Source organism: Funiculus sociatus GB2-C1, from assembly GCF_039962115.1.
Taxonomy (GTDB): Bacteria; Cyanobacteriota; Cyanobacteriia; order Cyanobacteriales; family FACHB-T130; genus Funiculus; species Funiculus sociatus.
Map to the genome: position 1 here is coordinate 1 of NZ_JAMPKJ010000078.1, position 21,479 is coordinate 21,479.

The window sequence follows — 21,479 nt, forward strand, 5'->3', positions numbered from 1 at the left end:
TGAACTCCGGCTCAGTTCAGCCAATGAGATAAGCAAGGGTTATGAATAACGGGTAGCAATCGCCTTTGTTCAGTCCCCATAGTACCCCAGCGATGACTTTTGCAAGAGGTCTATTGTTAACCCACTGGCTCCGGGAACGGCTCATGTAGTTAAGTCACCTGTAAATCTTCGCAGATCGCCATGCAGTGGTCAAATTATCAAAACTGTACCTATTGGCACCAAGTTGAACTTTGCTGTAGATAACAACCAGTGGATCAATAAGTGGTACAAAATTACTGTGCCAGGGTCAACACCAGGGACATTAGGTTATGTTGATGGTTGGGACTATGTTGATGTCTACTAACAATTAGGCTAATCCTTGTTGCTGATAAAGCAAAGCCCGGTATCAGTACCGGGCTTGTTTTTTAGAGCGTAGAGAGTAAGGTTGGACTACTCCTGTGCTGCTTTTTTAAGAGGGTTGGAGGGTAACTTTTGAGGGTAGAAAACTCAACCTACAACTAACTAATGGCTTATTCCCAAACGTCCAAATCGAGCGCTCGCGAACCACCCCGTTCTAGCATTAACAAAAGGTTCTTGAGTTGTCCCCAAATCAAGAAGCCGATAAATAGAGTGAGTGGCACAGAAACCCCACAAGCCAGCGATCCGGGAAAGCCAAAAATTTCTAATCCAGCCACAAGAAATACGCAGACACCCGCACAAATTCCCAGAAACGGCAGTTGTAACTGCATACCTTGCATTTGTGCTAGGGTGCGGGTGGAGCGGTTTTTTGCCCACTCCCGCACTTGTTGTTTCAGGGTGGCTTCAAAAGCAGCGCCAGAGGTTAGTCCAGCGAATAAACCAACAACGAGTAAAAAATACGGCGGGTCTGGAAAGTAATACACTAATAACTCCTCATGGTTAATGGCTAATAGCTAATAGCTAATTATTAAAAGCCATTAGCTATTAGCTTCAAGATTTGTGCTGAAAAGCAGAGAATGTGGAAACAGTGGGCAAAAGCGCTGCGACTCCCTCGGTGGAGAGTTCAGTTAAGGCTCCCAGTGCCACATTGAACAACCGTGCTGGTTTCAGGTCGTCTTTAACCAGATTCCAGAGGCGTCGGACTTCCTCGGTATGAAGGCGGTCATCTTCTGTTAAAGCTATCAGTAATTGCCGTCGCAGAAACTGACCTTCTTCAGAAAGGATAAACTGTAAACCGAGTTGTGCTGTGGGTAATAAATCGAAGTTATCATCACTGCGGGCGATCGCAATCATATTTTCCAATCGCTGCCACTGGAATTTAGCATCTTTGAACAGCACCTCAATCAACCGCCGCCGCATTTCGGGAGTTTCCCCGGTGAGTAAACGCCGCGCCACATAGGGATAGCCAACTTCGACGATTTTGAAATTCGGATTCAAGCTTAAAGCTAATCCTTCTTGCGTCACCAGAGAACGAATAATCAAGGCAAATTTTGCGGGGACGCGGAACGGATATTCGTACATCAGTTCCGAGAACTTGTCTGTAACTGTCTTGAAGTTGAAGTCTCGCACACTTTCGCCTATCGCTTGATCCAGCACGGTTTCCAGCGCCGGAATGATGGGAATAATGTTTGTCTCTGGTGTCAAAAAGCCTAGCTTCACAAAGTCTTTGGCTAACTCGATGTAGTCTTTGTTAATTAGGTGAACTACGGCGCTGACGAGGTTTTCTTTGGTATGCTCCTCCATCTGATCCATCATGCCAAAGTCAATGAATGCCATCCGCCCGTCTGGCATGGCAAACAGGTTGCCTGGATGGGGATCGGCGTGGAAAAATCCGTGTTCTAGCAGCTGTCGCAGTCCTGATGTTACGCCAATTTCAATCAGGCTATCTGTGTTCAAACCTGCTGCTTTGATCCGCTCAGTATCTGTCAGCTTGAACCCGTGAATCCACTCTAAGATAAGAACGCGGTTGCTGGTGTATCGCCAGTAAATTGCTGGAACTTTGACGGTGGGATCGTCGCGGAAGTTTGTGGCGAATTTTTCGGCGTTGCGTCCTTCGTTGAGGTAATCAACTTCTTCAAATAACTTGGTGCCGAACTCATCGACAATTAAGCGCAGGTCATGCCCTAAATTTAGGGGAAGCCAGGGAGCTACCCAACCAGCAGCCCACCGCATTAAGTACAAGTCTAGGGTAATGGTTGGTAGCAAGTTGGGGCGTTGCACCTTGACTGCTACTTCTTCGCCAGTGTGAAGACGCGCTTTATATACTTGTGCTAGGCTGGCTGCGGCTAGAGGCTCTGGGGAGATTTCGCTAAATATCTCTTCTATGGAGCGGTCTAGCTCTGTCTCGATGATATTGAAGGCGATCGCATTATCAAACGACGGCAGTTGATCCTGTAGTTTGATGAGTTCTTCTAAAAAGTCTTTCCTTATTAGGTCGGGCCGCGTGGAGAGGGCTTGACCGACTTTAATAAATGTAGGGCCGAGGCGGGTTAGTATTTCCCGCAGTTCGGTGGCGTGTTTAGACGCGACTTGTCGCATCTCTACATTCCACAATTCATCCCACTTTAATCCGATAAAGAATCTCGCAAAGGAGAAAATAATGTTGATGCCACGCCAGATAACTAGCCAAGGACGATAAAGGTAGTATTGGGCGATCGCTTTTGGATCGTAGCCCCCAGACTGGACGAGTGGATACCGATTCACGCTTGTGTCTGCCTCTCGAAACAAAACTTATTAGTAAGTAGCGGCTTGGTAGTAGTAAAGCCACTTTTTAACTTGATCAATCAAATAACACTTATTTCCAGAGATTCCTTCCGCAATCTCTCGTAACTTTATACATTGTTTTTTACCAGTTTTTTAACGTTTTATTAACTACAGTATACAAAAATACAGACACCATCGGGGATCAATATCCTGGGCTGGGGACTGGGGACTGGGACTGGGGGCTGGGGGGCTGGGGACTAGGTAAAACTTTTTCCCAATCCCCAGCTCCAAGATTGCAGGGAAAAACTTTTTTACTCAAAGGGGGAAATTCAGGATAATTTTTACCCTCCCCATGTCGGGGAGGGGTCAACACGTTCGGGCTTCTGACTAGCTGCTGGACTTGGCTTCTAGGTTTTCCATGCGACTTTTTAGCTCCTGATTTTGCTTTTTCAACTGATCGAGTTCCTCTCGCAATTGTTTGATAGCTTGATCGGAACCAACGTTTTTTTGCACCCGTTCAACTGCTTCCTCCGCGATACGACGAACTCGCCCATCGGGAGTTTGATCCGCAAGACTTTGTAAAATCGCGATCGCTTTCGGAGTCTCCATCTGTCCCAGTGCTATAGCAACTGAAACTTGCGTTAAGAAGAACGTTTCTTTAGAAAGTTCGCTTAATTGCTCTAGAATCCGTTCCAGGTTGACATTATTCTGACCTGTGGAAATCGCTCCCAGTGCGCGAATGGCTGCAAGGCGCAAAGCTTGCGGAACTCCGGGCGCGGTATATTCTAAAATCAGATCCAAAGCTTCTGGTGAAGTTTTGAGTTGAGATAAACCTGCGATCGCGCCCGTCCTGACAACCTCATTCCAACCAGCTTTTTCCTTCAGTACCCAGTGCAGCAGCTTTAGTACCTTTTCTTGCTTGGGCTTTTCATCCAAGTGCGCTGCGCCAATTCCCGCGATCGCGTTAGCTGCGGCAGCTTCCACATAGTAGCTGGCATCTCCTTTTTCCACCAGCGGTTTCAGTGCTTTATAGCTTTCTTGCGTCTTGATTTGAGCTAGTGCTTGCACCACTGCACGACGTACTAAAGCCTCTTTATCTTGCAACCCGACAACTAAAGCATCAAACGACTGATCGAGTTTAACTTCAGAGAGTTGTTTGGCAACTTCCGCCCGAACTCCCCAGCAAGAGTCATTCTGCAAAGCAGCAGCAAGAGCCTTTACCACCTCTAATCCACCTTTTTTCGCCAACGCCTCAGCAGCGTAAATGCGAGAAACCGGATCGGGATCGAATTGCAGTTGTGTTTTGAGTTCGGCAACTGGGTACTCTAAAGACACAGTTTTCAGGAAATTATTTCCCACATCAAAGCTTACATATTCGGGTTTCTCTTCTAAGGGGAAGTAAAAACTTTGTTCCCGCTCATTTACCTGAACCTTGAAAATCTTTGATTTTGGATTCTGCTTATCAGTGCCAGTTTCCTCTTGCTGACTATAACCAAAGGCAATAGGAATTTTTAAGTCAAACAACTCACTCTTGCTGCCGTTATTATCGCTTGCCGCTTGAGTTTGCGTCACCGTAATTTTTGCCAATTTGCTGTCAGCATCCCAAACATAAGCAACCTTGAAATCTGGATGACCGCCGCGATAAACGTACTGGTCGAATAGAAATAATAAGTTGCGTCCGGTAGCTTTTTCAATTGCTCTTAGCAAGTCAACTGTTTCGACTGTTTGGTGCGCGTTATCCTGAACAAACGTATGAATTGCCTTCAAAAATAGCTCGTCTCCCAGCTCTGTCCGAATCATGTGATAAACGCAAGCGCCTTTTTCGTAAAGGTGCCTATCGTACAATTCAATTGCTTCCCGGTAAACATGAGTTACAATTGGACGACGGTAGCGACTGGTATCTTCTGAAATGTAGCTACGAGCTTCATTTAATAGATAATAAGCTGCATCTTGCGCTCCATATTCTTCGTCTGTCCACAGCACTTCTGAATAAGATGCCATGCCTTCTTTAATCCAAGCATGAGACCAGTGCTTGATAACAACTAAATCCCCGAACCACTGGTGAGCGAGTTCGTGAGCAACTAAACTTTCAGTAAGGCGATTATCTAAAGATGCCCGTTCGTCTAACAAGCAGCGGTCAGTTAGCAGGGTGGTAGAAGTGTTCTCCATACCGCCAAAAATGAAGTCATCAACGCAGACTTGGGCGTATTTAGGAAAAGGATAGGGATAGCCAAATTTTTCGCTGAAAAATTCAATCATCCGGGGAGTTTTGCCCATGCTGCGCCGGGCATCTTGTTCCCGATTTTTCTCCACATAATATGTTACGGGTTTGCCATTCCATTCATCCTTAATTTCCGCAAAGTCACCTACAGCTAAAGTGATCAAGTAGGAAGGATGAACTTGCTGCTGTAACCAGTGGTAAATTTTGCTTTCGCCATCTTCCTTTGTTTCGATCAATTCTCCATTGGAAATAGCGATCAGAGGTTTGGGAATTTTGACGCGAATTTCTGAAGTTGCCAACTGTCCCGGATAATCAAAGCAGGGGAACCAGAAGCGGGAGTCTTCATCTTCTCCTTGCGTCCAGACTTGCGTCGGTTTGTGGGGATAATGTTTGTTGGGGGTAATGAAGTAGATGCCGCGTTGGGGTTTTTCCACCGAGTAAGCGATCGCTACCTTTACCGCTTTTCCCATTTCCGTAGGTGTCTGCATCTGAATATGCAGCTCGTTGCCATCATAGTCAAACGTTTGTGGTGATTCGTCAACCTCCACTGAATGAATATTTAGGTTAACGGCATCCAAAGTTAAACGGTCAATCCCACTCCGCACAGGGGATAATGTGATGGTGCAAGTGCCAACGACGCTTTGATTGGGAATGTCGAGGGCTAAATCCAGAAAAATATGTTCAACTTGTCCGGGTCGGTCTGGGTTGTAGTGGGGTCTAGCACCCGGTAACTCAAAGGATTTATGACGTGTATTGTCGGAATCAAAACTAAGCTGGAAATTCATGTTCGCGATCGCGCCCTTGAGACAATAGGGGTATGGCTACAACCCCTTAAACAAAGCCATTGAAGTATATTTTCCACATTAGCGCCTTTCCCGCGATTGTACTTAGGATTCCATGCACTACAGGGGATTTTTCATCATTGACCTGCTTTTTCAGCGATAGAATTGCTTTTACTCCACTTTTTAAGCAATTTTATTGCTTGCAGCCTCTCTTAAAAAGGATATTTAACCGTATCTCCACATTGCTCAATCCTCTCCAATTTATCGGAGGTTGGGGGCTTGCCTCGTGAAATCGCACGCAACTCAACTGTCTTGACTTTTATTCCAATTAACAATGGCAATTTACCCCCGCTCCTCTGATTTTATTTAAACTTAATAATTCCATTTGCGGAGTTTCTTCTAATCGCATTGAAGTAGCCCTATGACACTCCCATAAAAAATAATTTAATGGGAAATACTGCATAAGTAAAATTACCAATTGGGCTGCCAACGAATGGGAATGAAAATATCCCAATACCATCACTGGCAGCAGCGACGACAATCAAAGAAGAAATAAACCGAGAAAAAATTAAAATGTCTGAAACAAAACCAAATCGTTTAGTTCCTATTGTTGTTGGTACTGCCGTTTTAATTGCAGGTGGCGTAGGTGGCTATCTTTACCTCAAAGGTGGTTTGGGTGGCGATGCGACGAGTCCTCTGGGGAGTGCCAAAGTGGTGCCAGATGAAGCATTAATGGCAGGTTTTGTCTCCACAGATCCGAAAGCTTGGGCGCAATTGGAACAGTTCGGCACCCCGGAAGCCCAAAAGTTAGTTGCCAAAGGTTTAAACAATTTCAACAAAGATATGTTGACTGAATCCAACGTCTCTTATGAGAAAGACATTAAGCCTTGGTTAGGTAGCGTGATGTTTGCTGTGCTGCCATCGTCTCCAGTAAAACCTGTACAAGCTACGCCACAATCCACACAGGAACCGAATGTTTTGATGGTTGTCGGTATCAAGGACAAAATTAGCGCCTTGAATTTCGCCAAGAAGGTGAAAAAAGCTGGAAGCAAGGAAATTGACTACAAAGGTATCAAAATAACCGAAGATCAAGGTAAAAGTAGCAAAACTTATACGGCGGTTTTAAATAACCATTTAGTGTTGTCTGACCAAAGAAAAACTGTAGAATTAGCGATTGATACCTTCAAAGGTCAGCCTTCATTTGCTGGTAAAGAAGGCGCAGCCAATATTCTCTCGAAGGGTACAAACGTACAAAACTCCTTAGCTCAATTCTATGTGCCTGACTACGGCAATATGGTAGAGGAATTGTTGGCAACCAATCCTAATGCAACGCCATTACCTCCAGAAACAATAAAGCAGCTGAAGGCATTGAAGTCAATGGTTATTGGTGTTGGGGTCGATAATGCGGGTATACGCATGAAGGCGATTGGTAAGATAGACCCGACCGCGGTTGTGCAAGCAGAGTATAAACCCAATGCTGGCAATGTGGTGTCTCAATTTCCTGCTGATACTATTGCCTTGATCAGCGGCGGTGGTATCAGTCGTACTTGGGATGCGGTAGTTGAACAGTCGAAAAAAGATCCCGAAGCCCAGAAAGCATTTGAACAAACACGCCTACAACTAAAGGAAAGCCTGAATCTTGACCTAGATAAAGATATCTTTGGTTGGATGGATGGTGAATTTGCTATGGCTGCAATTCCATCTAGTCAAGGTATTTTAGCGCCAGTTGGCTTTGGTGGAGCTTTGGTGTTTCAAACAAGCGATCGCAAAACCGCTGAAAATACCTTCACTAAACTTGATGCACTTGCTAAAGGTAACTCAATCACGGTAGCCCAAAGAAATGTTAAAGGTAAAGCTGTCACTGAATGGCAGATACCGCAACAAGGCGCATTTTTGGGACGTGGCTGGATAGATCAAAACACCATGTTCATCGCTATCGGTGGCCCCATCGCTGATGTGATCGCCACAAAACCCAGCCAGACTTTGGACAATAGTCCATCGTTTAAAGCCGCCACAGCGTCGTTGCACAAGCCAAACGGAGGCTACTTTTACCTAGATATGGACAAAACCATGTCTCTAGTAAATCGCCAGCTACCTGCTTCCCAAAAGAATGCGATTGCGCCAGAAACAGCCGCTGTCCTCAATTCCATTCGCGGTGTCGGTCTAACTGCTACTCAGTCTGACAAAACAACTGCTGAAATTGAGGTTTTACTAGCCCTAAAGCAGAAAACTGGGAAGTAGTCCATAGTTATTGGTCATTAGTCAGCCGTCAGGGAAGAGTTGGAAAGTTGGAATGAAAATCTTTACTTACCGTTTCAACCTTCAAACGTTGCCACGCTAACGGACAACTAACAATAAACTAATAACTAATGGCTAATAACTAGGGACTAATGACTACTGCTGTAAAAACTGCTCCCGGAATATCTTCGCGTTTGGTGAATGGATTGCTGGCGATCAAGCCGTTAGCCAATCTTGCCAAGCATCAGGCGCGAACTATGATGATTAAACGCGCCGAGAGAATTGGAGTACCTTGGACAAACCAAGTAAAGGAACTATCGCAACTCGACTGGGAAACTCAGCTAGAGAAAGTACAAAACTCAGAGCTAGTTTACCCAGAATACTATGTGCGCTCGTTTCATGCCTACGAAAGCGGTAATTTAAGCTGGGAGGCTGCTTGGGAGGTAGAAGTCGCCGCTTATGCCGTTCATGCTGGTGTCTGGAAAGATGCTGGTAGCCAGGGAGATGCTAGACTCCGCCAAAGTTTTTTCGATATTGTCACTAGCCAAATTTCCACCCAGCCGCAAGATATTTTAGACTTGGGGTGCAGTGTCGGGATGAGTACCTTTGCCCTGCAAGATGCCTATCCCCAGGCAAAAATCACTGGTTTAGACTTGTCTCCCTACTTTCTGGCAGTTGCCCAATACCAATCGCAACAGCGTCAGAAATCAATTCAGTGGGTTCACGCAGCTGCTGAATCTACAGGATTGCCCGATGCTTCATTTGATTTAGTTTCCATCTTTCTGATGTGCCATGAGTTGCCTCAATCGGCAACAATGCAAATTTTGAGAGAAGCCCGGCGCGTACTGCGTCCCGGTGGCCATTTGGCAATTATGGATATGAACCCAAAGTCGGAAATTTTCATCAAGATGCCACCGTATATCTTGACATTGCTCAAGAGTACCGAGCCTTACCTGGATGAATATTTTGCCTTAGACATTGAACAGGCGCTAGTAGAGGCAGGATTCACAGCACCAACTATTACTTTCAATACTCCTCGCCACCGCACGGTAATCTCACAAAAGTAATACTGTCGCTTTCGTGACGAGAGGGCTACAAAAGATTTTATAACTCGGTTAGGACTATAGCATTCCGAAACGAGTTGTGAGCCAGCCCTTCAGATGCCCGACTTCTTAGAGAAGTCGGGCATCTCGCCTTCAGGAATCGTTTAAGGCTGCTATATGGGTTTGGACTTCGGGGATCGCAGTTTCTTGGTAAATCGATAAAGTCGAGCTTAGGATAGATTGCCTAAGCTGAGGAAAAAAGCAGAATATGGTGACTGCGTAAACCTATAGAACAGTGCTTGAGTGCAATTGAAGTGCATCTGAAATTGTCTCAAGGAGCGCAGAGATTTAGATATCATGCGATCGCTTATGCAAAAAGTTCTTCGGTTACTGGCAGCACTTTCTTTGGTCGGAGCTATTGGTCAACAACCAGCGCGATCGCAATCTATTATCCCAGCTGCTGACGGCACCGCTACCGTCATCACCCCTAACGGTAATCTTATCAACATTAGCGGCGGAAATCTATCTGGAGATGGAGTAAATCTCTTTCATAGTTTCACTGAATTTGGTATCCGCTCTAATGAAATAGCTAACTTTCTTTCTAACCCAAATATTGGGAACATACTCTCCCGTGTAACTGGTGGCAAAGCCTCAATAATTAACGGTTTAATTCAGGTTACTGGTGGCAACTCTAACCTATTTTTGCTCAACCCATCGGGCATCATCTTTGGCCCAAAAGCTATTCTTAACGTACCGGGTGACTTCACCGCTACCACCGCCAACGGCATTGGTTTTAATCGAGATTGGTTTAGTGCTATTGGTACAAATAATTATGCGGCTCTAGTAGGGAATCCCAACAGCTTTGCCTTTACGATAAATCAGCCGGGGGCAATTATTAATGCAGGTTCTTTAGCAGTTGGCGCAGGACAAAATTTAACTTTGTTAGGCGGCACTGTCATCAGTACAGGAAAACTTGTTGCGCCTGGGGGTAATATTATCGTGGCGGCGGTGCCGGGTGAGAGTACGGTGCGCGTGATTCAGCCGGGAAATCTGCTGAGTATAGAGGTGGGGACTGGGGACGGGGGACTAGGAACTGGAAATATTAAACCCCTCTCTCTTCCCCAGTTATTGACAGGCGGGAAATTGAGGAATGCGACTGGAATAACAGTTAATAGCGATCGCATACAATTAACCGGATCTGGGTTGCCAGTAGCAGCTGGAGATGTGGTAGCGCGGGAGGTGACGGCGGGAGCAGCGACACTCTCAGCACGCAATTTGACGCTAGTAGAAAGTCAGCTCTACACTACTGGAAACTTGAATCTGCAAGCCACAGATACAGTGCGAGTGCGGGACAGCGTGGAAAAAAGCTTTGTTGCCCAAGCCGGAGGTAATTTATACATTCAAGGCAATCAAAGCATCGATATTCTGGCGCTAAATCACCCAAAAACGCCCTTTACCAGTGGTGGAAATCTCAGTTTAGTTAGCGATGGCAATATTTCTGGGGATGCTCACTTTAGCAGTGGCGGCGACTTTTCGATTCGCAACACACTGGGAAACCCTGGAAAATTTGTCAGTCTCTATGACCCGATTATTAGCTCAGTGGGAGATGTTAACTTTGGGGATTATACAGGAGTTTCGCTGAAAATAGAGGCAAAAGGTAATATCACAGCTGGCAATATTGTCATTACTGGAGCAGATACATCACTCGTCGTTGGTCAAGACCCAGATATTCCGATTTTGAGCAGCACTCCTGCCTTAATTTTAAGAGCAGGCGTTACCAATCTGGAAAATCCGCCCAACTTCGGCTCAAGCTCCTACTCTATTACAAACCTCGGCACACTTCCTGGCGGTAACTTAAGTAACGCCTCTGACATCAACAATAATGGTCAAGTCGTGGGTGTTTCCAACATCGCTAATGGAAACTCTAGCGGTGTAGTGTGGCAAAACGGCACTATCCAAAACCTCGGCACTCTCCCCGGCAATGACTTCAGCAGCGCCAACGCTATCAATGATGCTGGTGTGGCGGTTGGTAATTCAGGCACTTTTAGCAGCAACTTAAATGCTGTAGTGTGGCAAAACGGGGCTATTCAAAACATAGCCAGTAACTCTGTTCAAGCCAACGATATCAACAATCTGGCTCAGGTGGTGGGGATTACCAACTTAAACGGTAATAATCAGGCTTTTTTGTGGCAAAACGGCGCTATCCAAAACCTGGGAACCCTCCCCGGCAATGACTTCAGCAGCGCCAACGCTATCAACAACAATGGTCAAATTGTCGGCAGTTCAGGCACAGTTAGCAGCGGTTCTCAAGCTGTGCTGTGGCAAAATGGCATAATCCAAAACTTGGGTACGCTTCCAGGCGGTAATTTCAGTAACGCCTATGGCATTAATGATGCGGGTTTTGCTGTCGGGGATTCGCAGGCGGCAAACGGCAACTCTCAAGCTGTGCTGTGGCGAAATGGCGCGATCGCACTCGGAACTCTACCAGGCGATAACTTCAGCCGCGCTAACGACATCAACAACATCGGTCAAGTTGTCGGTAGTTCGGAAGGTGCGAACCAGAACACTCGTGCTTTTCTCTGGCAAAACGGCATAATTTCAGACCTCAATAACTTGATTTCTCCCAGTTCTGGCTGGGATTTTCTGCAAACTGCCGCAGCTGTCAATGATATTGGGCAAATCGTGGGAACTGGTTTCATCGGCGGACAAAGCCGTGCTTTTCTGCTGACACCGCTTACTTCTAGTTCTTTAGCAAGTCCGGGAAGCATTACGGTAGGAAATATTTTCACCCCAGGGGGGCCAGTTATTTTGTCAGCGACAAGCGATATTAATCAGCTTGGTGAAATTAACTCCAATGGTGGGGAGATTAGCCTTACTACTAGCAACGGCAACATCACTGCTGGAATAATTAATTCTAGTTCTACGGAGAATGGTGGTGCTGTCACCTTGAAGACTCCTAATGATATTCAAGTTAACTATATAAATGCCCAAGGCGGCGTTTCTGGCACAGGTGGTAGAGTTGACATTACCACTGATAACTTTTTCCGGGCGATCGCTACTTTTCCCGACCAAAACGCGATCGCTGCCAGCATTTCTACAGTTGGCGGACTAAATGGTAATCAGGTAACTATCCAACATGGCGGCGGAGCCAAGGGTATTCCTTTTGTAGTCGGCGATGCTACTGTGAATGGTACTGCTGGGGCAATTACCACTGGCACCAGACTTGTAGATAATGCGATCGCGCCGCAACGTTCTTTTGCAAGCAGCTTCACTCAAGGCAATATCCAAATCATTACTCAAAACTCGCCATTACCAGACCCAAATCCACCGTCACCAGACCCAGATCAACCGCCATTACCAGACCCAAATCCACCGTCATCAGACCCAGATCAACCGCCATCAAATCCAAATCAACCGCAACCAAATCCAAATCAACTGAGTGAAGATTCCGCACCACCACAGGCAAATCCAATTTCCCAGAGTGCGATCGCTTATAGCGTTCCTAACGTTGAAGTAGACGCAGTGGTAGCTGGACTAGAAAATTACTTTACCAACCAGGTTGAACAATATCTGGGTACAACAACCGATACTGCGCCCGTAAATCTGGCACAAGCCCGCAACGTACTCCAAGAAACTGAAACAGCAACAGGTGTGAAACCAGCACTTATATATGTAGTTTTTGTGCCACCATTGCTGAAACCAGAAACAGGGGAAAATAGGAGCAATTCCCAATTGCCAATTCCCAATTCTCAAGCCTCAAATTCTAGCGACCAACTAGAACTGGTAGTAGTCACCGCCAAGGGTGAAATAGTTCGCAAACGAGTAGAAGCGAGTACACGAGGCGCATACGCTACGCGATCGCAAGTTCTCAAAGTTGCTGACGACTTCCGCAACCAAATCTCTAGCCCCAGAAATACTCGGAGTTACCTCGCCCCAGCCCAGCAACTCCATCAATGGCTGATAGCACCAATCAAAGAAGATTTACAAAACCTGGGCATCCAGAATCTTGTATTTATCATGGATACCGGCTTGCGTTCCTTGCCCTTAGCCGCCCTTCACGATGGCGAAAAATTCTTGGTAGAACGCTACAGTGTAGGACTAATGCCAAGTCTCAGCCTCACCGATACCCGAAGCAGCGACATCAAAGAATCGCAAATTTTAGCGATGGGGGCATCGCAATTTACCAATCTGCAACCCTTACCAGCAGTACCAGTAGAATTATCTTTAATTACCCAGTATCTGTGGGAAGGGAAATATTTTCTTAACGAAGCCTTTACCCTGAAAAATCTCAAAGCGCAACGTCAGCAGAACCCCTCTGGAATTATCCACCTTGCCACTCATGCAGAATTTAAGCCTGGTGAACCCAGTAAATCTTATATTCAGTTGTGGGATACTCAGCTGCGACTCAACCAGTTGCGCCAACTAGAGTGGAATAACCCGCCAGTGCAATTATTGGTGCTAAGTGCCTGTCGCACAGCGTTAGGGAATGAACAAGCAGAATTAGGTTTTGCTGGGTTGGCTGTGCAGGCGGGTGTCCAATCGGCGTTGGCAAGTCTGTGGTACGTTTCCGATGAGGCGACGCTGGTACTGATGAGTGAGTTTTACCAGCAGTTGAAGAAAGCCCCCATCAAAGCCGAGGCGTTGCGACAAGCGCAGATAGCAATGTTGCGGGGAGAGGTAGAAATTAAGGGAGGTCAATTGCATACTTCGGCTGGAGATATACCAATGCCTCCCAACTTCGCCAACCAGGGAGATAAAAACTTTACTCATCCCTTTTACTGGGCAGCTTTCACAATGATTGGCAGTCCTTGGTAGGGGCGAAGTATTCGCCCCTACCGCCCGCAAAAATCTTTGTGTCTATTCTATTGTCTATGAGGATGCGATCGCTTTTTTTGCTTTCTTCCCACCTTGATTTTGCCGACGGCGCAGAATTTCTGCTAACGGTAAAATACCCAATATTGCTAACGAACTTGGTTCGGGAACTGCTTGATTTGGATTTCCAGCCACACGGTTGCGGACAGCAACAGCAGTATCTGGGAAATCGCTAAACAAGCCATCAAGGCCAAGTTTAAGGAACCTTTCGTACTCCAGTTCTGGGTTTCCGTTGTATTCTGGAGCCAGGAAAAAGTCCTCATTGCGGAAAGTATAGGCATGAACAAGCAAACCCGCCGCGTGAGCGTCATCAATCAGCGTGGTAGGTTCTTTTAATGGCCTGTCAGCATCGCTGATCACACCATCCCCATTCAGATCGTCAGCTTTACCATCCCCATCGCGATCCACAGTTGCAGAAGGTATAATTAACCCTTTTGAAGGGCCAATCCCTTGTGCATATTCGGCAATACCTGCTAATCCTGTAGAAGTTACCAAGTCGCCATAAGTCCGAGAGTCCCCACTGACAACAAAATCATACGGCTGAGAGCCACTTCCACCAAACAACTGAACTAGAGAGACATCCGTTAAGGTGTTCAGTCGTTGTAGGTTTGCAACTTCAAAAGACTGAATGAAAACCGCATCGTCAGCATCAGTGTACCCGTTAGCCGTGAGGATTTCTACTAAAGGTTCTTCCAGCGATAAACCCACAGAATTAAAGTACGTGGGGTGCTTGGTTTCCGGGTAAATACCAATGGTGCGACCAGTTTCCGCACTTTTGCGCTTGGCTAGGTCAATAACCTCTTGCAGAGTAGGAACTTCGTATAAACCGTCATAAGCTGTACTACGCAGCTGGGGAAGACGCTCTTTGGCGCGGAGAGTTTTGATTTCTGCTAGAGTGAAGTCTTCGGTAAACCAGCCTTCTACTTCTGCCCCATCAATAATTTTAGTGGTGTAACGGTCAGCAAATTCTGGACGACTGGAAACATCGGTGGTTCCAGAAATTTCGTTTTCATGACGAGCAATCAGAACGCCGTCTTTAGTTGAAACTACGTCTGGTTCAATATAGTCAGCCCCCATGTCAATTGCTAACTCATAAGCAGCCAGCGTATGCTCTGGGCGATAGCCACTGGCTCCCCGGTGTCCAATTACAATCGGGGGTGCGCCCGTTAAAGTTGCGGCTGCTGCTTCACCAACAGGTACAAGTGCCAAAGCTGCCGTTGCTAATAATACCAACTTCAAAGAACGAAACATAATTTCAGCTAAGTAAATGAATATGCCTAAGTGAATATACAGGTATGACATTAAGCTTAGAGAGCAATCTAGGTTAATTTAAGTATAAATACGGTTTAAAACTTGCTCCTCGTTCCCCGTTTCGGGGTGGGAACGAGAAACAGATAGGGGGTTTTGCTAGTTACACTAAAATCGAACGGCTATAAGTTTTTGGTGGGGATAGACTCCGTGGAACAGGTGACACAGGCAGTCAAACAACGGGTTCAGGAACTGCGGCAGCTGTTGCAGAATGCCAGCTTAGCTTACTATGTCCTTGATAATCCCATCATGGAGGATGCTGTCTACGATCAGTTGTATCGGGAACTGCAAGACTTAGAAAGCAAGTATCCGGAACTGATAACGTCCGATAGCCCTACCCAGCGCGTGGGAGAACGACCAGCATCACAATTTACATCGGTAAGGCACAATATTCCCCTCTACAGCCTCGAAAATGCCTTCAATATGAAGGAATTTGCTAAATGGCAGGAACGTTGGCAGCGCCACCGTCAAGAATCTCCTCTTGCTCAGGGAGGGTTAGGCGAGATTGAATATGTGTGTGAGCTGAAAATTGACGGTTCTGCTATAGCTTTGACTTATGAAAATGGGATTCTGGTGAGGGGAGCAACTAGGGGTGATGGTGTCGCTGGTGAAGATATTACCCAAAATGTGCGGACGATTCGTTCGATTCCGTTACGGTTGAATCTAGACAATCCTCCTGGTTGCGTTGAGGTGCGCGGTGAGGCATTTTTAGGGTTGGAGGTGTTTAAACAAATCAATCAGGAACGCTCCTCTGCTGGCGAGTCCCTATTCGCCAATCCCCGCAATGCGGCGGCTGGCACTTTGCGGCAGTTAGACTCGCGAATTGTGGCGCAGAGACGGCTGGATTTCTTTGCCTATACTTTGCAAATTCCCGGTAAGGATGATGCTGAGGTTGCTAAAACGCAGTGGGAATCGCTGGAATTGTTGCAAGAGATGGGTTTCCGGGTGAATCCGAATCGGAAACTCTGCCGCTCTTTAGAGGATGTGCAGGCTTATTATGAATACTGGGATACAGAACGGCTGAATTTGCCCTACATGACTGATGGGGTGGTGGTGAAGCTGAATTCGATTCTGCTTCAGAAGCAGCTGGGATTTACTCAGAAGTTTCCCCGCTGGGCTGTGGCGCTGAAATATCCGGCTGAACAAGCTCCGACGCGGGTGGAAAATATTTCCGTGAATGTGGGACGGACGGGGGCGCTGACACCACTGGCGGAGTTGCAGCCTGTGCAATTGGCCGGGACTACCGTACAAAGAGCTACATTACACAATAGCGATTATGTGCGATCGCTTGATATCCGCATTGGCGATACAGTAATTATCCACAAGGCGGGCGAAATCATACCAGAAGTGGTGCGCGTTTTGCAAGAACTTCGCCCATCTGGTACGCAACCTTTCCAAATGCCTACCTGTTGCCCAGTGTGCAATCAGCCAGTAGTAAAACCACAAGATGAGGCGGTGACGCGCTGCGTGAATGCGTCTTGCCCAGCTATCTTAAAAGGGGCGCTGGTTCACTGGGCGAGTCGCAACGCGATGGATATCAACGGGTTGGGCGAAAAGCTGATGCACCAGTTGGTTGATAAAGGTTTGGTGGATTCGGTTGCTGACTTGTACGATTTAACTGTTGACAGGTTGGCATCTTTGGAACGGATGGGCAAAAAGTTAGCCGAGAAGTTGGTGGATGCGATCGCGCACTCAAAAACTCAACCTTGGTCTAGAGTATTATATGGTTTGGGAATCCGTCACGTCGGTAGCGTGAATGCTCAGACTTTAACTCAAAAATTCACCACAGTTGAGCAGCTTTCTTCTGCATCAGCAACCGATATTGAAGCAGTTTACGGCATTGGCCCCGAAATTGCCCAAGCTGTTTATCAGTGGTTCCGAGTTCCAGCGAATCAGGCTTTGATTGACAGACTCAAGGCATCTGGGTTACAACTCGCCAATCAGGAGGCGGGGAAAATGCCCACTCCACAAGAAAATCTGTTTTTACAGGGCAAAATCTTTGTGATTACTGGCACTTTACCCACGCTGAAGCGAGATGAGGCGAAAGCACTCATAGAAAAAGCGGGAGGGAAAGTGACAAATTCTGTCAGCGCCAAAACTGACTACTTACTTGTCGGGGAAGACGCAGGTTCTAAGTTGGAAAAAGCTCAAGAATTGGGAATCACCCAGTTGAGTGAAGCCCAATTGCTAGAAATAGTCGAAGATTAGATGTCATCAGCAAACACACAATGGAAAGAGTAGGGAGCGTGCGCTTTGATTGCGTAACGCTCCTTTTCCTTGAAAGTACCCGGCAGGCTTTAGTCGTCAGGCTTATTTTACCAAAAATCGGATTAATCCTAATGCAACTTCATTCTAGTTCCGGTAGATGGCGCTTAGGACTAGCGTTATCACTTGTGACTGTATTCCTATGGGGAATTCTACCTATTGCTCTGACGGTGACGCTGCAAGCGTTGGATGTTTACACCGTCACTTGGTTTCGCTTTCTGGTATCTTTTGGATTGTTAGCGATTTATTTAGCGGCACGGAAACAATTACCATCAGTAGAAAAACTGAAAACAACGCCTATAGGATTATTAGCGATCGCTATCTTATTTTTAGCAGCTAATTACATCCTTTTTCTACAAGGTTTGCAGCTAACTTCCCCAGCTAATACCCAAGTTCTCATTCAAATGGCTCCCGTGCTTATGGGTTTGGGCGGCTTAGCTTTTTTTAAAGAACGCTATACTTTGCGTCAATGGATAGGTTTAGGCGTACTAACTCTAGGATTCGCGCTGTTCTTTCACGAGCAATTAACTAACTTAATTACAGCGCAGGGCAAATATTTAATCGGCTGTGGCTTAATTGTGCTGGCAGCTATAACTTGGGCTATTTATGCTTTAGCTCAAAAACAGCTTTTGCAAAAATTGCCTTCTTCTAACATTATGCTGCTAATCTATGGCGGCTGTGCAATTTTGTTCACTCCGTTTATCACAGCGCAACCGATTCTTACACTGAATCCCTTACATTTAGGAATGCTACTTTTTTGTGCTTTGAATACTGTTATTGCTTACGGTGCTTTTGCCGAATCTTTAGAACACTGGGAAGCATCGCGAGTAAGTGCCGTTTTAGCTATTACTCCTATTGTAACTTTGATATCTGTGTCCGCTGTGGCGGTTTTTTTACCTAGTTTAATCGCCCCGGAAAAACTCACAATATTGGGGATTTTTGGAGCAATTTCAGTAGTATCTGGCTCGATAGCGATCGCGCTAGGAAAATCGCGTTAATCTTAGAATATCATGCGATTTGATTGTAGTTGTGATTCAGGGGTTCAGATACCCGACTTCTTTAAGAAGTCGGGTATCTAGCTTTCACGAATCATTTTGGACTGCTATATATTGGCTCAAGTAGCAGAGAATAAAACCCTCTTGCATCTCCTAGGGTTTAATTAGACGCCTATTTCGTGCTGCATGGCGATACTCAGCCATCAATTTTTCTCGCTGTTGATATGGATAATACATCATGGCAACTAAGGACAAACTGGTTCCCAGTAGGGATGAAAACAAAAAGAAATTGAAGAAGCCTACACTGAATCCCGTGCCTAAACTCATGCCTAAACCTGTTATCAAAAGTGCGCTAGTAACGGCAATCTTTTCAGTAAATCCTCTCTCCTTATAATTCTTAATGACCGCCCCATTTACAAATCCAATCACTAGACCTGCCAAGGTTCCTAAAGAAGCGATAGCCGCTGGTAAGAACCCAGATGATAACAAAACAACTAACATTGTCAAAGTTGTCAGCCAAGCTGCAATCTTGATGCCTATTACAGTTCTGATTCCAACCGCAGCAAGTAGAGTTCCGGCTAAAAACCAAGCCACAAATACTGCTATTACCCCAACTTCAAAAATTGCTACTGATGGCCAAGAGGTAAATTTGAATAGAACTGCTACCATCCAAGCGATCGCACCTGTCCAAAATCCAGTCATTGCCAGAGCAATTCCTAATAGCAAAACCATTGAAATATAAGGCGGTTTTGGGGTTTCAAACAGCGTTGTGCGGACTGTAATTGTGATAGGGTAAGTTTCCGGTGAAGAATTGGTGCGTAATAAAACCTGACGGCTGTAGGTTTTATCTGCCATCAACTTATTAGTATTTACGGTAATTTGGCAATCAGCATGATTACTCTTAAATACAGTTGGTTCAAAAGAAATCCAAGCATGAGAATTGGAATAGCGCGGATCGCTTTCGTGGGGTGCTACTTCCCAAGTACCTTCAAGCAATGTATCTGGCACAGAGTTATTAACACTAACGGTTTTAGTTAATTTTTCGCCTATTTGTCTTGTTTTAAATTCCACAGCAAGTTGGTTAAATTTAACTTCCGGTAAGCGGCAAACATAAATCGGCTTGAGAGCTTCCAAAGCAGCGGTAGCATTGGGAAAACGGTCTTTTGCTTTGGGTTCGACCATTTTTGAGAGCCAGTCAACAAAGCGCAGACTCAGCTTGGGAAGCAGCAGCTTGAAATTAAGCCGCCCATCTTCATCAAATAAGGTGTCAATTTCCGTTGATTTTGTCCCAGTTAGCAAGCAAATGAGTGTTGCGCCTAAACCATATAAATCTGTCGCTTCGTTTAGCTGGCGATTGTATATCTGTTCGGGTGCCATGAACCCAAATGTCCCGGCGGCGACGCTGCTCATTGCCATTTCCCCACTGCCAATTCGAGCTAAGCCAAAATCCACCAGATAAACATTCATTTGCTCGTCCACAAGGATATTTTCAGGTTTAATATCCCGGTGAATTACAGATGGAATCCGATTTTGTAAATAAATAAGAATTTCTAGGACAGAAACAGCAATTTTCTGGATATCATCCGGGTCAAAACTGCGCGGAGCTGATAAAGGCAGGGCATCTTTATACTCTTGCACCATGCAGAAACCAGACGGGGTTTCAAAAGAATCGAGATAACGGGGAATTCCCGGATGATCGAGTCCTCGCAAGACTTGAATCTCGCGCTCATAAGCTTTAAAACCCGACCATTCAGACCCAACTTGGGCAAATAGAAATCGCTTCAGGATGACTGGCTGCTCTGTGACGTTATCCTTTGCCAGATAAGTGATGCGACCCCCGGCGCGATTGCGCCCAAGTTCTCGAATGGTCTGATAGCGGGGACGGCGACTTAAAGTGTGTGAGGAGTTGCTCATGACGGCAAACAATGCAGGTAGATGGCGTCTATTCTAGGCGATCGCTTTCCTTTCGTTTTTTCCCTTCGCGCCCTATAAAAAAGATAGGGCAACGCTTACGTAAATGCCTCTTCGTGGTTAAACCTCCACCAACGCTAACTCCTCCTCTTCAACCTCCTGCCAAGTAGAATTAGCCAATTTTTCAATCGCCCGATCGATTGTCTCCAAACCCTGCTGAAGATTTTCTATCACGCTAAGATGTCCGCGCAACTCAGCAGCACCAGCAAAACCCTTGGCATACCAAGTCATATGCTTCCTAGCTTGTCTGATCCCGCGATCGCCTTTATATTCATACAAAGCTTGCAGATGTTCTTTGGCACATTCCAGCCGTTGTATCGGCGTTGGTGCCGTCTTTTCTAAGCCAGTTTTCAAAAAATAGTCAATTTCTCCCACCAAAAAGGGATAACCCAGAGTTCCCCGCGAACACATCACCCCATCCGCGCCGGTCTGTTCCAAACACTTCACCGCCGCCTCCACGGAAAACATATCGCCATTAGCAATCACTGGAATCGACAAAATTTCCTTGACTTTACCAATCCACTCCCACTTGGCAGGGCCAGTGTAACCTTGGGAACGGGTGCGACCGTGTACCGTAATCATTTGCGCCCCCGCATCTTCCATGCGCTTGGCAAAGTCCAGAATATTAATTTCCTTATCTGTCCAACCGATGCGCGTTTTCACCGTCACCGGTACATTCACCGCCTTTACGACTGCCCGGACAATTGCCTCAGCGACTTCTGGCTGTCGCAACAAAGAAGAACCGCCACCATTTTTAGTAATTTTATTAACTGGACAACCCATATTAATATCAACTGTATCCGCCCCTTCTTTCACAGCCATTACAGCTGCTTCCGCCAAGAAATCTGGGCGACAATCAAACAACTGAATACTAATTGGTCGTTCGTTAGGATCTACTTCCATAATTTTAGGAAGTTCTTTCACATAATGCAGCCCTGTGGCATTTACCATCTCGGTGTACATCATCGAGTCTGGCGCATAACGACGCACCAAACGCCGAAACACCAGATCAGTCACTCCAGAGAGAGGCGACTGTAAGACGCGGCTTTTTACTTCAAAAGAGCCAATTTTGAGAGGAGTGGAGAGTCGGGATTGCAGGCTAGGAGATAGGGAAATCATAAAC

Annotated in this window: 11 protein-coding genes; 5 read left to right on the forward strand and 6 right to left on the reverse strand. The window is 46.1% G+C overall.

Annotated elements, in window-relative coordinates; translation table 11 throughout:
• Window positions 1-509: 509 nt before the first annotated feature.
• The 3 genes from NDI42_RS24835 to NDI42_RS24845 form a co-directional block, all read right to left on the reverse strand.
• Complete coding sequence (locus tag NDI42_RS24835; protein ID WP_190448294.1) at window positions 510-881, reverse strand: hypothetical protein; 372 nt, start codon at window positions 879-881, stop codon at window positions 510-512.
• A 67-nt stretch (window positions 882-948) separates the two neighbouring features.
• Window positions 949-2,661, reverse strand: a complete 1,713-nt coding sequence (locus NDI42_RS24840; RefSeq protein ID WP_190451120.1) for an ABC1 kinase family protein — start codon at window positions 2,659-2,661, stop codon at window positions 949-951.
• A gap of 387 nt (window positions 2,662-3,048) precedes the next feature.
• Window positions 3,049-5,667 carry a M1 family metallopeptidase gene (locus tag NDI42_RS24845; RefSeq protein WP_190451121.1) on the reverse strand — a complete coding sequence of 873 codons (2,619 nt, stop codon included), beginning with the start codon at window positions 5,665-5,667 and terminating at the stop codon, window positions 3,049-3,051.
• Window positions 5,668-6,237: 570 nt separating this feature from the next.
• Between NDI42_RS24845 and NDI42_RS24850 the strand changes: the two genes are divergently transcribed.
• From NDI42_RS24850 to NDI42_RS24860, 3 genes are all read left to right on the forward strand, one after another.
• Window positions 6,238-7,905, forward strand: a complete 1,668-nt coding sequence (locus NDI42_RS24850; RefSeq protein WP_190451122.1) for a DUF3352 domain-containing protein — start codon at window positions 6,238-6,240, stop codon at window positions 7,903-7,905.
• Window positions 7,906-8,054: 149 nt separating this feature from the next.
• Window positions 8,055-8,969: a class I SAM-dependent methyltransferase gene (locus tag NDI42_RS24855; protein WP_190451123.1), complete on the forward strand. Its 915-nt coding sequence runs from the start codon at window positions 8,055-8,057 to the stop codon at window positions 8,967-8,969.
• A gap of 345 nt (window positions 8,970-9,314) precedes the next feature.
• Window positions 9,315-13,760: a CHAT domain-containing protein gene (locus tag NDI42_RS24860; RefSeq protein ID WP_190451124.1), complete on the forward strand. Its 4,446-nt coding sequence runs from the start codon at window positions 9,315-9,317 to the stop codon at window positions 13,758-13,760.
• Window positions 13,761-13,814: 54 nt separating this feature from the next.
• On the opposite strand, the gene NDI42_RS24865 is transcribed toward NDI42_RS24860, so the two are convergent.
• Window positions 13,815-15,068: a glycerophosphodiester phosphodiesterase gene (locus tag NDI42_RS24865; protein ID WP_190451125.1), complete on the reverse strand. Its 1,254-nt coding sequence runs from the start codon at window positions 15,066-15,068 to the stop codon at window positions 13,815-13,817.
• Window positions 15,069-15,275: 207 nt separating this feature from the next.
• Here NDI42_RS24865 and ligA point away from each other — a divergent pair, with 207 nt between their 5' ends.
• Window positions 15,276-17,333 carry an NAD-dependent DNA ligase LigA gene (ligA, locus tag NDI42_RS24870; RefSeq protein ID WP_313930620.1) on the forward strand — a complete coding sequence of 686 codons (2,058 nt, stop codon included), beginning with the start codon at window positions 15,276-15,278 and terminating at the stop codon, window positions 17,331-17,333.
• Between the two features lie 131 nt (window positions 17,334-17,464).
• Entirely contained in the window at window positions 17,465-18,388 is a 924-nt protein-coding gene (locus NDI42_RS24875; RefSeq protein ID WP_190451127.1) for a DMT family transporter, read from the forward strand.
• A 150-nt stretch (window positions 18,389-18,538) separates the two neighbouring features.
• Here the strand turns inward: NDI42_RS24875 and NDI42_RS24880 are convergent, their stop codons facing one another.
• The gene (locus NDI42_RS24880; protein ID WP_190451129.1) at window positions 18,539-20,299 is read right to left on the reverse strand and encodes a serine/threonine protein kinase; all 1,761 of its coding nucleotides are present in this window, start codon (window positions 20,297-20,299) and stop codon (window positions 18,539-18,541) included.
• 117 nt (window positions 20,300-20,416) lie between these two features.
• Window positions 20,417-21,475, reverse strand: coding sequence for a tRNA dihydrouridine synthase DusB (gene dusB, locus NDI42_RS24885; protein ID WP_190451131.1), 1,059 nt, complete (start codon window positions 21,473-21,475; stop codon window positions 20,417-20,419).
• Window positions 21,476-21,479 lie beyond the last annotated feature (4 nt).